This window comes from Acinetobacter sp. YH12205 (assembly GCF_013418125.1).
Lineage (GTDB): Bacteria > Pseudomonadota > Gammaproteobacteria > Pseudomonadales > Moraxellaceae > Acinetobacter > Acinetobacter towneri.
The window spans coordinates 1-14640 of the sequence record NZ_VPCQ01000006.1 but is presented as its reverse complement, the minus strand read 5'-3'; the positions used below and the strand labels follow the sequence as shown (position 1 = coordinate 14640).

The following is a 14640-nucleotide window of genomic DNA, read 5'->3' as shown; positions in this document are numbered from 1 at the left end:
TCCGTAAATTGAAGTTAATGTTGACCACAGACCTGATTAGAGGCCTCATCTAAAGCAGCTTTGAGCTGGATGGCAAAGGTATCTGCTTCAGACTTTGTCATTGGGTTACCATCTTTTTTGGTGACGAAGAAAATATCTTCGGCACGTTCGCCCAGGGTGGCAATTTTGGCGGAGTGAATATCTAAGCCTTGCATCATAAACAAGCCGCCAATTTTGGCGAGTAACCCGGGATGATCTAGTGTGGCAATTTCGACCATGTTTTGATTCAGCGCTGCATTGAAAGTCACTTCTACTGTATTTTCAATGTCAAAATGACGTAATTGACGCGGAATGCGGCGTTGCATCAGACCCGGATATTTATCTGACTGGCTCAAGGCATTCACTAAAGCCTCAATCACCATTTCTTCACGTTCAGGGTCTGTTAAGAGTGTGCCAAAACGGTCTAAGACCACGTAAGTATCCAAACTAAAGGCTTTGGTCGCAGTAATAATTCGTGCATCCTGAACGTCAAGGTTCATGCGGTCTAAAATAGCGACAGTTGTGGCAAATAGGTTGGGTTGGTCTTGCGTGTAAATAAAGATTTGTACTGCGTCTTGTGCTGATTTTCGGTGCGCGCGCATGAGCACTAATGGTGCAGGATTATCGCCATGCTCCAAAATCGCGCGGGTATGCCATGCAATTTCATCGGCAGATTCTTTAATAAAGTATTCATCGCCCAGTTCTTGCCAGACTTTTTCAACAGCACTGAGTTCAAAATCTTTAACCAGTAACTCGCTTGCCGCAAATTTGGTGTCTTCAATCAGCATTTGATAATCGACGGGACGCCCAAGTCCTGAGCGAATGACATCACGCGCTTGCGTATAAAGTTGGCGCATTAAGGATGCACGCCATGAGTTCCAGAGTGTTGGATTAGTCGCATTAATATCAGCAACCGTTAAGGTATAGAGATAATCTAAATGCTCCATATCTCCCATTTTTTCGGCAAATTCCTTGACCACATCGGGGTCAGAAATATCTTTTTTCTGTGCTGTGACTGACATCAACAAGTGATTTTTGACTAACCATGCCACAAGGTTACATTCACGTTCAGTAAATCCGTGTTTACGGCAAAACTCAATCGCATCTACCGCACCAAGTTCACTGTGATCACCACGACGACCTTTAGCAATATCATGGAAAATCGCAGCCAAATAAATAATGTCACGACGGGCTAAACGCTGAAATACCGAACTGACCACAGGAAAATCTTTCGCGAATTCAGGTTCTTTGAAGCGGCTTAAATTGCGGAGTAATAGTAAAATGTGCGCATCGACTGTATAAATATGGAATAAGTCGTATTGCATTAAACCTGTAATTTGACCAAAAGCGGGGATGTAATTGCCCAATACACCTAAGCGTTTCATAGTCACCAAGGTATTATACAAGCGGTGCGGTGAGCGCAAAATTGCCATAAACAGCGCTTGATGCGTTGGATCATCACGGAAACTTTGATCAATACGCTTGGCTGCAAGTGTCAGCAGGCGCAGTGTTCGTGCGCGAATTCCTTCAATTTCAGGACGATTGGCCAATAAATAGAAAATTTCTAAAATTGCGCTTGGTTTTTCTGAGAAAATTTTGTGGTGCTGCACGGCAAGTTTGCCATCGACCAGTTTAAAATTTTCATTAATTTCTTCAATGTTACGTTCATAATTAGGCAAACGCGGGGTAATGACCGACTCATTAAAATAGGCCAGCAACATTTCATTTAAAGTGGAAACTTGCTGTGCAGAGCGATAATAACGCTTCATAAATTGTTCAATCGGGTAATTTTGCGGTTTACCTTCTTCTCGAACATAGCCAAAAGTTGCTGCAATATCTCGTTGATAATCAAACAATAAACGGTTTTCATCACGTTTGGTTAAACGATGGAGATGATGACGGATTTCCCATAAAAAGCTTTCGGCTTCTTCAAGTACACCCAATTCAAATTCTGAAATAAAACCTAAATGCACCAAGTCGTAAATACGATTGACGCGAAAATGGCGTTTGGCAATCCAGCCAATTTGGTTGATGTCACGAATACCGCCCGGAGCATTTTTAATATCAGGTTCTAAATTACTTTCGGTGTCATTGTGCTGCGCGTAACGCTTGCTTTGCTCCTCCATTTTGGCATCAAAAAAGGTTTTATCTGTCCAAGTTTGCGAAACAATACGACGCGGCCATTTGGCAAGCTGCTGATTTCCTGTAATTAAACGCGCTTCAATCAAGGCAGTTGCAACAGTTAAATCACTGGTTGCCTGAATCACACAGTCTTGAATAGTCCGCACGCTGGTGGCAGGTTTGAAGTTGCCAACATCCCATAAAGACGAAATAAAGGTCGAAATAAGTTGTTCTTGTTCTGATGTGATTGCATCTTCCGACAACACCATAATATCGACATCGGAATAGGGCAGCATTTCTTTACGCCCATAGCCGCCCACTGCAAATAGGCTCAAATCGGTTTTGTCTAATTCAGCATGTTGCCATAAGAAAGTGAGCGCTTCATCAATCAGGTTAGAACGCGCCAAAATCACTTCACGAATGGATTGTCCATTTTCAAAACATTGTTGTAGCTGATTTTCGACATCGGTGCGCCATTGGTTAATGGCCTGAATGTCATGGTTGCTTTTTACATAATTCAGCAAGGGTAATGTAATGATCATGGACAATTCCGTTATGCAATGACGAGCTTAATTTTGATTTTCGTTTAAATGTACGCGAACAGTGTCCGCAGTCTGCTGAGCTAGCTCACGCGCTTGCTCTGTGGTTTCTGCTCGTGCAGTGGCAACGCCCATACGACGACGCTCAAAACCTTCAGGTTTGCCAAATAAACGTAAATCTGTATCGGGATGTGCTAATGCAAGATTCAGGCCAGAAAATGAAAGATTCGTTGCATCGACACCTGCATAAATCACCGCACTGGCTGCAACGCTATGGCGTGTGGTATTGACAGGTAAGCCTAAAATCGCGCGGGCATGTAATTCAAATTCACTTTGGAATTGTGAAGCCAATGTCACCAAACCTGTGTCGTGTGGACGTGGAGATACTTCACTGAACCAGACTTTATCGCCTTTCACAAACAGCTCTACACCAAAAATACCGCAACCACCTAAGGCAGTAGTCACTTTGTGTGCAATTCGTTTCGCTTCAGTCAAGGCAGCATCACTCATGGCTTGAGGTTGCCAGCTTTCTACATAGTCGCCTGCATCTTGACGGTGACCAATTGGGTCGCAATATGAAGTTTCGATCGCACCAGTTTCTGGGTTTTTAGCACGTACGGTTAATAAGGTAATTTCAAAATCGAAGTCAATTTGTGATTCAACAATCACAGTGCCTTGATTGACGCGCCCGCCAGTCTGGGCATATTCCCAAGCTGCATCAACTTCATCAAAGCAGGTGACACGCGATTGTCCCTTGCCTGAAGATGACATCACAGGCTTCACAAAGTTTGGATAACCAATGTCATCACATGCAGCGCGGAAAGATTCGAGAGAATTGGCAAAGCGATAAGCGGATGTCGGCAAACCTAATTCTTCTGCAGCCAAACGACGAATGCCTTCACGGTTCATGGTCAAATTTACCGCTTTGGCAGATGGAATCACTGTTGCAATATTTTGCGCTTCAATTTCAAGTAAAACTGATGTCGCAATGGCCTCAATTTCAGGCACAATTAAATTGGGTTGAATTTTTTCAATCAGTTGTTTTAATTCTGTGGCATCTGCCATGTTTAAAGTATAAGCATAATGTGCGACTTGCATGGCTGGCGCATGGTCGTAGCGATCGGCGGCATGTACTTCTACGCCTAAGCGTTGCAGTGAAATTACCACCTCTTTACCGAGTTCCCCTGAACCCAATAGCAAAACTTTAAAAGCAGAAGATTGAAGGGGAGTACCAATGGTCACGCTCATGTGAATCGTCCTTGCTAAAGTGGGCTTTTAGCATAGCAGAACTGTTCCATGAGTTAAGCCCTGTTTGCAACAAAATCATGATTTTGTCATCTACTTATATTGCATTCAGTGCTTTAAAGCAGTTAAGGCTGAATCCTGAAATAGATCATTTGGACGATTCAACCTCTAAATTTCAGCAACATTAGAACGAAAATGGCACATAAGTATAAATTAAACCATAGGTGATGGCTGCGGTAAGCGTTGCAGGTACGATTTTCTTAAACTTAAAATACAAACCTGTCAGCACTAAAAAGCCAATCAACATCGCAAAACTTTTATTGGGTGTTTCAAGCAAAGGTGGCAAGGTTGCAACCACGAGCATAGAGCTAATTGCGGCTATACCAATGCTGCCCAAAGCGATTTTAAGCCATAAAGCACCACGTTGCTGTGAGCCTTGTTGAAACTTTTGAATCACAAAAAATGGCCCAAAACGTGAGGCGAAGTTTGCGATACCGACCATAATACCGACCAAAATAATTTCTAAACTCATGATTTTGCTCCTGTATGTTCAGGGTCGGGTTGTTTTAAAACATAGTGTTTAAATAATCCCGCCAAAATACCTGAAGAAATCCCAATAAAAATTGCAGCAGATAAGTCAATAAAATAACAAGCTACGGCAGATACTAGAATGGTGATTCCCACGACAAAGGTGTGTTTCTTTTCAAATGCTGCCAATAAGAAGCTAAGGAATAAAGCGGGCAGTAAAAAGTCGAGCGCCGCTTGCAAAAACTGTGGCATTTTAGTGACTTGATCGGCAAATAATCCGCCTAACAAAGAGCCTAATGCCCAAGACAACCAACTAAATAAACTCAGTCCAAGCATCCATGATTCAGACCATTCCTGACGGCGCTGTGACAGTTTAATCATGCCTGAGGCAAAAACTTCATCGGTCAGACCCCATGACCAAATTGCAGTTTTTTTTAGGTTTAAACGATCTTGAATCAGGTTTTGTAAGGCCGGGCCGTAAAGTAAATGTCGAATATCCAAGGCGATTACCGTTAATGCGGTCATCCAGATTGAAGTTCCACTGCCCAATAAGGCAACGACTAAAAATTGACTCGCCCCTGCATACATCGAGCAAGATAAAAATAAGGCTTCCCATGCGCTAAAGCCGAATTGAGTTGCAGAAACACCAAAAGCAAAAGAAACAGGCAGATAGGTGAAAATAATCGCCTGACTATCTTTTGCACCTTGCCAAAAACTTGCTGCGGGCGCAGTTTGAATATTGTGTACGGACACGACACACCTTGTGGGAGAAAGTTGAACGATGGGTCAAATGAAGATTGTGTATTATACTTGAATTCATTAGCATGATGCCGAATTGTTTGTATGGGCGAACCGATATGTTGAAATTGAAAACACCTGTAATCCTGCTTGCTTCAATGTTATGCAGTAGCCTGTTATTGCAAGCGTGTAGCAATGACAACAACCCGCAAAAAACAGTAGAAATTAAGCCTGCGCCAAAACTCACCAATGATGCGACTATGTATGCGCAAGCCGCGTGGGAATTAATGAATGAAGTTGAGCCGTACGTGTATCGTAAACAGCGTAACTTAATTGAAGATAAAGTCCGCAAACCTGCCCGTAAATTAAGTACCGACTGGCGTATTAATGTCAAAATGACCGACTCTGTAACGGAAGGGAAATATGCGCTGTGTCGTAAGGCTTTGACCAGTTTGGAAATTTGGGCACGTGCGACGATTGACAGTTCAAGCAGTCTTGCACAAAAACAAGCTGATTATGAACGGGATAAAAAACAATGTGCTGATGCTTTGGCGCATCCTGAATTGGGCAATACTGACCCGAAACAAAAGGGCAATGTGGTGCAGTCTTAATTGAGGTTGTTCTGCATTAATGTGATGCGGAATCGCCCATAAAAAAACCTCGATGTAAGCATCGAGGTTTTTTTATTGAATCAATGCTCGGCTGTAAGCATTGTTCTAAAACTAAACATAAAAACAATTAAACATTAAAACGGAAGTGTAAAACATCACCGTCTTGTACGATATAAGTTTTACCTTCCAAGCGCCATTTACCTGCTTCTTTTGCACCTGCTTCGCCGTTGTATTGTACGAAATCCTCATAAGCAATACATTCTGCGCGGATAAAGCCTTTTTCAAAGTCAGTGTGAATTACGCCTGCTGCTTGTGGTGCAGTTGCACCTACTTTCACTGTCCACGCGCGGACTTCTTGTACGCCTGCAGTAAAGTAAGTTTGCAGACCTAACAGCGCATAACCTGCACGAATCACTACGTTCAGCCCTGGTTCTTCCATACCAAGAGCTTCTAGGAATTCTGCACGGTCTTCATCTTCAAGTAATGAAATTTCGGCTTCAATTTGGTTGCATAAAGGCACCACAATCGCATTTTCTTCTGCAGCAAGTTTTTTGACTGCATCTAAGTGTGGGTTGTTTTCAAAGCCATCTTCTGCCACGTTCGCAATATACATGGTTGGTTTTAAGGTTAATAAACCAAAACCACGAACCAATTTGCGTTCATCGTCATCTAAATTGGCTGCACGTGCAGGCTTGCCATCATCCAGTAAAGGTTGGATTTTTTCTAAAACGGCTTTGGTCGCTACGGCTTCTTTATCGCCACCTTTGGCAGATTTTGCTAAGCGTGTAATGGCTTTACTTACCGTTTCTAAATCGGCCAAAGCAAGTTCGGTATTGATGGTTGCAATGTCATCTAATGGGTCAATTTTACCATTTACGTGAATGACGTTTTCATCTTCAAAGCAACGAACTACATGCGCAATCGCATCGGTTTCACGAATGTTGGCAAGGAATTGGTTACCTAAACCTTCACCTTTAGATGCACCTGCAACCAAACCTGCAATATCCACAAATTCCATCGTGGTTGGTAATACACGTTGCGGATTTACGATTTCCGCCAATTTGTCCAAACGTGAATCTGGCACAGGTACAATGCCTGTATTTGGCTCAATGGTACAGAACGGGAAGTTTTCCGCTGCAATTGCAGCTTTGGTTAAAGCATTAAAAAGCGTAGATTTACCAACGTTTGGCAGGCCCACAATACCACAATTAAAACCCATGAATAACTCACAACGTGTTATTTAAAAATTAGGCACGATTTTACATGAAAGGGCAGATAAAGTCAGGTCATCGGACAGATGTTTCTCCAATCTAGCGTGCTTGATGCTGTACGTTGAATTTCTTTTCGGAATTGATTTTGAATTGCTGACTGTTTCGCCTGAATTTTGAATAAAAAGTACATTGTAATTATAAGAGGCTATGACTAAAGTATGACAAGCACAGTATTGATACTGCTTTGGATATCAAAATTTTAAATATGGAGATTTTATGCGCATCTTATACCAGTTTCCTTTGTCTCATTTTTGTGAGAAAGCTCGCTGGTTATTGGATCATAAAGAGTTAGATTATGATGCGCAAAACTTAATTCCAGGCGTGCATCGCGCTTTTGCCCAATTAAAAACAGGGCAAAATAAATTACCTATTTTACGTGATCAAGACCGCTGGATAGCAGATTCGACTCAAATTGCTTTATATCTAGATGATATTTACCCCGAACATGCCTTGTTACGCAGTGATGCCGAACAATATAAACATGCGTTGGCCATAAATACTTTGGCTGATGAATTGGGGCAGCATGTGCGTCGATGGGGGTTGGCGCATGCATTATCTGAAAGTGAAGAACCTTTGGAAATTTTAATTGGCGAAAAAGGCTATTTGCGTCAATTTTCTAAATATTCCAAGCCAATTATTAAAGCCTTGGTGTCTAAGGGCTATCAGCTCGATCAAGATAAAGTTGCAGAATCCAAACAGCGGATGGATGAATTAATTGTCATTTTAAATCAGCATTTGATTGATAATTACGGGCGTTATTTTGTGGGTGAGCGTTTAGGTTTAGCCGATATTTCAGTGTGTTCGATGCTTGCACCTATTTTGGAAATTTCTGGAACGCCGTGGGAAAAAGAACATGATGAAGTGATTTCTGAAGAATTTAAAGATTATAAAAAATATTTGCTGGATTTACCTTTAGGGCAATATGTTTCTCGTATTTATCAAACTGAGCGTAATGCACGTGTAGATTGGCGCGGTATTTAAATGTTATCGCCTCAGATAAAATACGCGCAATCTGCGCGTATTTTTTGGATACTGATGTATAAAAACCTAAAACCAAGGATTAGAACAAAGAATTTAAGTTATTCAAATCAAAAGTCTGTACCAAATTTGGCAGGGTAGCTAAATCAAATTGAGTGTCTGATGTGCCACCAGTTAAATTGCCAAATGCATCGCCTAATGCAGGGACTAAGCTATCAATATTGATCTCTGAACTGGTTGTAGATGACGCACCTTGCAGTAAGTCGCTGATGTTAAAATCTGAACCAGAAATTAAGTTGTCAAAACCATCACTCAAGCCATCTAAGCTGAAACCACCAGTTGTATCTCCAGTCAGATTATTTAATAAACCACCTAGATCAAAGTCACTTGCAAGCTGACCTTCAGGATTAAGCAACGCAAGAATTGGTTCTAGAGCAGCGATATCTAGACCACCTAAATCACCACCGATGTTACCGCCAATTAAGCCGCTTGCCAGTTGCGCAATTTGTGCAATATCAAGATCGCCATTGCCTTGCATTAAACCGCCTACTAATTCAGCAATGACCGCGATATCCATACCGCCTAAACCGCCACCGATATTGCTGCCAATCAAGCCGCTTGCCAGTTGAGCAATTTGCGCAATATCAAGATCGCCATTGCCTTGGATTAAACCGCCTACAAGTTCAGCAATCACTGCGATATCTAGACCGCCTAAACCTCCACCGATGTTGCCACCAATCAAGCCACTAACCAGTTGAGCAATTTGAGCAATATCAAGATTACCCGTATTACCACCGATTAACCCACTCACTAATTGGGTGAGTTTCGTAATATCTAAATCACCTGCATTGCTGTCAATCATGCCGCTGAGTAAATTGGTGATGGAAGCAATATCGAAGCTACCGCCATTGGATTGTGTCAGTTTGCTAATTAAACTGGTGATATCTAAGTTGGTATTCGAGCTTGAAAATTGGCTGATTAGATTGGTTAGGCTAGAACTATCTAAGCTGCTGCCAGAGAGTAAACTTTTTAATAAAGAATCTAGGGTAGGTGTGGTCGAGGTCGAACTAGTCAGGCTGCCAAGCAAACCAGAAAAGGTATTGCTTAAAGAGCCACCACTTAAGAGTCCATCGAATAAAGAGCTGGTCTGAGTTTCAACGGTAAATACAGAGCTAATTTTATTTTCAGCAAGCTTAGAGATTTAAAAGCCATGACGACTCCTTGTATTTTTATTGGTTTTGTTGTGCTGCATTGTGCTTATTGTCGAGCGCATCTGTTTTAATACATTTCTATACACTTGTAAAAGATAGACGGTCGGGATTGTGAAAATGTATGAGTAGATTCGTTGTTTTGTTGAGTTTTTTAAATTTAAAAATTTGAAAATCAATAAATTAGAAAGCTGTTCCGTTTGTCTGTTAAGTTGTTCAAAACGATAAGCGGTGATCTGTTGAATCATAAACATTTTGCTTTAATAATGGAAAATAATTTTCGATAAAGATGCTTAGTCTGCAAAATAATTTAAGTATAATGGCAGCATGAGTTTAAATTTTATCAGATTAGATTGAGTGCTTGAAAATGGAATTAGATCGCTACGATAAGCATATTTTAGAAATTTTAAGCAATGAAGATGTCAATTTGAATGAACTTTCCGAGCGGGTTAATCTGTCGGTAAGTTCGGTGCATCGCCGTATTAAAAGTCTGATCGATCATAAAATTATTTCAGGTTTAAAGCGTGAAATTAATTATCAAAAACTGGGCTTTAGTTTGCATGTGTTGTTGCAGGTGTCTTTGAGCAAACACGATACCGATATTTTTGCCAAATTTTTGGATGAATTGGAAAGCATTCCTGAAGTGATACGTGCATTTTTGGTGACAGGACAGACTGCAGATTTTATTGTAGAGATTGTGGCACGAGATATGGAAAATTACAGCGAAATTTTATTAAAACGGATTGGTAAAATTGAGCATGTGGCAGGTTTGCATTCTAGCTTTGTGATTAAAGAATATGATGTTTTAAACTGTCATGGTTTATTAAATAAAGTTTAATTTATTAGAATCTTAGAATTATTTTGACTGGATCTATAAAAAAACGCACGAGAACGTGCGTTTTTAGGAATTGCAGTTAGACCGATTATGCGTCTAATTGTGCTAAAACTTCATCAGAGAATTCAACGTTGGTATATACGTTTTGAACATCATCTAAATCTTCAAGCATATCAATCATTTTCATAATTTTTTTCGCTTGATCGATGTCTGTAATTTCTGCTTTGGTCGATGGACTCATAACCACTTCAGCATTGTCAGATTTCAAACCTGCTGCTGTTAGCGCATCTTGAACTATACCAAAAGCTTCTGGCGTAGTAATAACCAAAATGCCATCTTCAGACACTTCAATATCTTCTGCGCCAGCTTCTAAAGCCACTTCCATCACTTGATCTTCTAAAGATGAATCTTCAAATGAAATTTCACCACGTTTGGTGAATAGGAATGCTACAGAACCATTGGTGCCTAAGTTACCGTCAGTTTTAGAGAAACAGTGACGTACATCTGGCACGGTGCGGTTTAAGTTGTCTGTCATGGTTTCTACAATAACCGCAACACCACCTACACCATAACCTTCATAGGTTACTTCTTTAAGATCGTCGTTATCTTCACCGCCTGCACCACGCTGGATGGCACGGTTAATGACGTCACGTGTCATGTTAACTGAAAGTGCTTTTTCCACAACAGCACGTAAACGAGGGTTACTTGCCGCATCTGGACCGCCGAGCTTTGCAGCAGTTGTTAATTCACGAATAAATTTGGTAAACAACTTACCACGACTAGCATCTTGTTTGGCTTTACGATGCTTAATGTTGGCCCACTTGGAATGACCCGCCATGCGAACTATGCTCCTTACAGATTGGCAGTATGCCTATCAAAATTGCGCCCATTCTAACATAAGCCCTTTTTTTAGATAAAGGGCAGAGTTTTAGGTTTTTTAAGTGTTGCTTTGAGTTGTTTTAGGCTCAGGAATGACAATATCTAAGCCCACATGTTCTTTATATAATTGTTGGATAAGTGCCATATCGTGATCTAAATCTGTCGGATAGATTTTGCCAAAAATCCCACCTTGTTTGGTTTGTGAGTTGGCATACATTAAAACGATAGGCACATTGGCTGCTTTGGCAATATGCCAAAAACCTGTACGAATTGGCTTGCGGGCTTCACCTGTTTTTGCGCGAGTTGCTTCGGGTGCGATGACCAAATTGAAATGTTCATTTTGATCAAAAAGTTCGACCATTTGCGACACAATATCTTTGTTAGATTTACGGTCTACTGGAATACCGCCGACTTTTTCTAAAATAGGTTTAAGTGGCCCTTTAAAAAGCTCTTTTTTGATTAAAGTATGAATTTTAATATCATAAATTTGGAACAGAGCAAGCGAGAGGATTGCATCCATCATTGAGGTGTGTTCAAAACCGACGATCACTTGTTTATTTTCGAGGATGTTGGGTTCTACCTGATATTGCCATCCTGCAAGTTTGAATGCGGACTCGCCTATAAATTTTTTCAACATAGATTTAACAGCTGATGAATCTGGAAATGCATAATTTCTGCTTGTTTTATATAAGAGTCAACAGAAAATTGTTTGAAATATAGCAATCTCAAGTGATGCAGTTGATATAGCGTTATATCTTTTATTGGTTTTAACTCTAAATACTTTGTTTTTAATATTAAAAATATATGAATTGAGAGAAATTAAGTCTTAAATTGAGCAAAAATGCACTATTCAAATGATTTGTAAATCATTAGACTTTGGTCGTAATTAGCTATGATTCTATTCATCATTTCACTATTCCACGCATCATGGAAGGATACTAAAGTGGCTTATTTGACGACTTTTCTTGTGGCATTGACTGTGTTGTTATTGGTCTTGGTATGGTCAATGTTTGAGTTGTTTTTAGAAGTGCGTAAAGAGAAGCGTTTAAAGTTGCATCGGGCAATGTTTCGGAAAGTGAAGGTGTAGTTTTTATATTTCAATAATAATCAAATTCGTCTGCTGACTATCTATACAGCAATTTCTGAAAATGGCTTGTGTTTTTAAAAAATCTTCGCTAGTATTCTTTGCGCTTGAACTTGTTGAAATATAACAAATTCAATTATAGGGCCTATAGCTCAGTCGGTTAGAGCAGCGGACTCATAATCCGTTGGTCGACAGTTCAAGTCTGTCTGGGCCCACCATATAAAACAACCACTTACGTGTACTAATCGTAAGTGGTTTTTTTGTTTTTAGATTCTGGTAAGCAAATGGTAAGCGGCTTAAATCAACATTATTCTGTAAGCATTCGCTAAACCCCATAGCTATTTTTTAATTTGAGTTGGGTTTCCATCGGTGTGGAAGTAATTCTTCAATCTGGGTCACTTTATGTATCGGCAACCTTTTCGGCACATCACTTAATTGGGCATGCGGATCCAGTCCATTCAGCTTTGCTGACTAAATCAGGTGTATGATATTAGCTGCTCGCTGACAACTGCTCATCGAGCCAGCAAATAACTAGTTATTACGTCCCAAGGCCCTGGAACACATCTGATTTTAGATCCCTTATGAAGCAATGCTTCTTATGTTGATTGGTAAGTTACCATCAACCAGATAGCGGCCAGAGTGCTTGCCAGTTTTTTAGGCTGTAGTTGATCCTCAGAGCGGTTAGGGAATCCGATAGCAGCGTCAGATGGTGTTAGTTGAGCCATTAATATAGTCTTGATTTGAGGTATTCATTAAAGCGTTCAACTTTACCTTTGGTCTGTACATAGTAGGGCTTACATATGCGGGGGCAAAAACCATATTTTTTTAACACAGTTGAGCTGTTAGGGTTCAAGTTTGGTGACTGATTATATTGTTGCAAGATATTCCCTTAAGATTCTGACCGTTTCTAGATATTCAAACTCTAAAACTTCTTGGTAGAACACAACGGCAGGAATCCATTCAGGATAAACAGCATTTATGCGTTCGAGAAAATAAAGTTTATATAAGTCAAGAATACATATTCTAGGTTATAAGCCGATACTGTAGTGTGAACTTGAGCTGTAAATATTTACGCATTGTATTTTTAGATACTACAAGTTTTTGATTTATTAAATTAAAATAATAAACGGCGAATTCAAACATGAGGTGCGACAGTTTCAAAAGCCTTATGATAATCAACAAGCTGAGCAAATTTCTCTAATGGTGTAAGCCAATCTAACGCTTTTCTAGGGCTAGTATTCAGTGACATGGCAACTTGATTTAAATAATGCTGATCTGCCTGGTTTAAATCAATCCCTTTAGGTAAATACTGCCTAATTAAACCATTCATATTTTCGCATGTGCCTTTCTGCCATGGCGAATGTGGGTCACAGAAATATACATCTATGCCTAAATCTTCTTCGAGAATTTTATGTTCTGACATCTCACGTCCACGGTCATAGGTCAATGTTTTACGCAGTTCTGCGGGTAAATATTTCAGAGCTTCAGTTAAAGCCTTGCGCACTGATTCTGCCTTTGCATCAGGTAATGTTGCCAAGATACAGAGCCGTGTATTTCGTTCAATAAGTGTTGCTATCGAACTTTTATTGTCTTTACCTTTAATTAAATCGGCTTCCCAATGACCCGGTATTTTTCTTTCTTGAACTTCGGCTGGGCGCTCATGAATAGTTTTAATATCCTGTAATATAGAATCTTTTTTAGGTTCACCGTTAGCTTTTCGCTTTTTATTTTCATGACGCAGACAGGATAGTAAGTCTTTTTTCAGCTCACCCTTTGGTAATGCTCGTATAGTTGAATAAATCGTTGTATGGCTTACATTCATTGTTTGATCCAAATCAGGAAATCTCTTTAAACGCTTTGCTATTTGCTGAGGAGACCATAAACAACGGATCGCTTCAACAATAAATTTCCAGAGGATTGAATCGATTTTGAGTTTTCTATGACCACGTCTACGTCTAGCGAAGGTGTTATCAGAAGCATATTGAGCTTGATAAACGTCATTGATGCTATTTCTTTTAAGTTCACGATAGATCGTACTAGGATGTCTTTTAATAAGTTCAGCAAATTTTCTGGGTGAAAAGCCTTCTTTTCTTGACTCAAGCATTAATGCAGTACGATCTTCAAAGTTAAGATGATGGTATGACAATTTTATATACTCCATAAACCCTTTAAATTAATTAGGTGGTTTATGTCGCACTTCAAGTTTTACTCTGCCAACCTTGTTTATACGGTGTGTGGACTGTTACTTCTTGTGCTAAAGATAAAATTTTTGAGTATTTTAAAATGACGTTATATTAACTATTGGGTTACTTTTAATACTGCTATAGGAATATTTTACACTGCTGATAAAATATAAAAATTAAACCCAATTGATATATAAACTTAACCTGTTATTGTGTTATTGTAATGAAGTAGGTCAACTGTATGATAAATTTTTAATTGTAATCTTATTCTTTAGTAAGCTGTCATTAAAAAGTAAACATGTATTCTTTTCCGAATTGGTTTGATACTCTCTCCACCCATTGCTCTATTTTATCAGCTGTCATGACTTGAAAATCTCGCCAATAATATTTCATCTGCTTCCA

The 14640-nt window shown here is 39.8% G+C and carries 13 protein-coding genes, 1 tRNA gene and 2 pseudogenes; 5 read left to right on the top strand and 11 right to left on the bottom strand.

The genetic code is table 11. The features are described from left to right. Positions 1-14: 14 nt before the first annotated feature. The 4 genes from glnD to FTU92_RS09360 form a co-directional block, all read right to left on the bottom strand. Positions 15-2681, bottom strand: coding sequence for a [protein-PII] uridylyltransferase (glnD, locus tag FTU92_RS09375; RefSeq protein WP_004971443.1), 2667 nt, complete (start codon positions 2679-2681; stop codon positions 15-17). 27 nt (positions 2682-2708) lie between these two features. Continuing rightward, the gene (gene purT / locus FTU92_RS09370) at positions 2709-3926 is read right to left on the bottom strand and encodes a formate-dependent phosphoribosylglycinamide formyltransferase (RefSeq protein WP_179988445.1); all 1218 of its coding nucleotides are present in this window, start codon (positions 3924-3926) and stop codon (positions 2709-2711) included. A 181-nt stretch (positions 3927-4107) separates the two neighbouring features. After that, complete coding sequence (gene ygaH, locus FTU92_RS09365) at positions 4108-4455, bottom strand: L-valine transporter subunit YgaH (protein ID WP_004971441.1); 348 nt, start codon at positions 4453-4455, stop codon at positions 4108-4110. Continuing rightward, positions 4452-5189, bottom strand: coding sequence for an AzlC family ABC transporter permease (locus FTU92_RS09360; protein ID WP_171062558.1), 738 nt, complete (start codon positions 5187-5189; stop codon positions 4452-4454). Before FTU92_RS09360 ends, ygaH begins: the two co-directional genes overlap by 4 nt. 119 nt (positions 5190-5308) lie before the next feature. Here FTU92_RS09360 and FTU92_RS09355 point away from each other — a divergent pair, with 119 nt between their 5' ends. Next, entirely contained in the window at positions 5309-5800 is a 492-nt protein-coding gene (locus tag FTU92_RS09355; protein ID WP_180096144.1) for a hypothetical protein, read from the top strand. 127 nt (positions 5801-5927) lie between these two features. Here the strand turns inward: FTU92_RS09355 and ychF are convergent, their stop codons facing one another. Then, positions 5928-7019 carry a redox-regulated ATPase YchF gene (ychF, locus tag FTU92_RS09350; protein ID WP_004971435.1) on the bottom strand — a complete coding sequence of 364 codons (1092 nt, stop codon included), beginning with the start codon at positions 7017-7019 and terminating at the stop codon, positions 5928-5930. 268 nt (positions 7020-7287) lie between these two features. Between ychF and FTU92_RS09345 the strand changes: the two genes are divergently transcribed. Beyond that, entirely contained in the window at positions 7288-8052 is a 765-nt protein-coding gene (locus tag FTU92_RS09345) for a glutathione S-transferase family protein (protein WP_096902290.1), read from the top strand. 79 nt (positions 8053-8131) lie between these two features. On the opposite strand, the gene FTU92_RS09340 is transcribed toward FTU92_RS09345, so the two are convergent. Then, positions 8132-9136 (bottom strand): hypothetical protein, encoded by a 1005-nt coding sequence (locus FTU92_RS09340; RefSeq protein ID WP_218944555.1) that lies wholly within the window; start codon positions 9134-9136, stop codon positions 8132-8134. A 488-nt stretch (positions 9137-9624) separates the two neighbouring features. On the opposite strand from FTU92_RS09340, the gene FTU92_RS09335 reads away from it, so the two are divergent. Next, positions 9625-10095: an Lrp/AsnC family transcriptional regulator gene (locus FTU92_RS09335; RefSeq protein ID WP_180096142.1), complete on the top strand. Its 471-nt coding sequence runs from the start codon at positions 9625-9627 to the stop codon at positions 10093-10095. A gap of 85 nt (positions 10096-10180) precedes the next feature. On the opposite strand, the gene FTU92_RS09330 is transcribed toward FTU92_RS09335, so the two are convergent. Further along, positions 10181-10930 carry a YebC/PmpR family DNA-binding transcriptional regulator gene (locus FTU92_RS09330; RefSeq protein WP_070155957.1) on the bottom strand — a complete coding sequence of 250 codons (750 nt, stop codon included), beginning with the start codon at positions 10928-10930 and terminating at the stop codon, positions 10181-10183. 99 nt (positions 10931-11029) lie between these two features. Next, the gene (locus FTU92_RS09325; RefSeq protein ID WP_004971428.1) at positions 11030-11608 is read right to left on the bottom strand and encodes a 1-acyl-sn-glycerol-3-phosphate acyltransferase; all 579 of its coding nucleotides are present in this window, start codon (positions 11606-11608) and stop codon (positions 11030-11032) included. A gap of 306 nt (positions 11609-11914) precedes the next feature. Here FTU92_RS09325 and FTU92_RS09320 point away from each other — a divergent pair, with 306 nt between their 5' ends. Both FTU92_RS09320 and FTU92_RS09315 read left to right on the top strand, forming a co-directional pair. After that, positions 11915-12058 carry a hypothetical protein gene (locus FTU92_RS09320; protein ID WP_154320842.1) on the top strand — a complete coding sequence of 48 codons (144 nt, stop codon included), beginning with the start codon at positions 11915-11917 and terminating at the stop codon, positions 12056-12058. A 138-nt stretch (positions 12059-12196) separates the two neighbouring features. Continuing rightward, positions 12197-12273, top strand: a tRNA-Ile gene (locus FTU92_RS09315). A 127-nt stretch (positions 12274-12400) separates the two neighbouring features. On the opposite strand, the pseudogene FTU92_RS09310 reads toward FTU92_RS09315, so the two are convergent. From FTU92_RS09310 to FTU92_RS09300, 3 genes and pseudogenes are all read right to left on the bottom strand, one after another. Continuing rightward, positions 12401-12767, bottom strand: a pseudogene (locus FTU92_RS09310) (transposase domain-containing protein); the annotation flags it as partial. Positions 12768-13190: 423 nt separating this feature from the next. Beyond that, positions 13191-14159, bottom strand: a complete 969-nt coding sequence (locus FTU92_RS09305; protein WP_257218809.1) for an IS30 family transposase — start codon at positions 14157-14159, stop codon at positions 13191-13193. 364 nt (positions 14160-14523) lie between these two features. After that, positions 14524-14640, bottom strand: a pseudogene (locus tag FTU92_RS09300) (transposase); the annotation flags it as partial.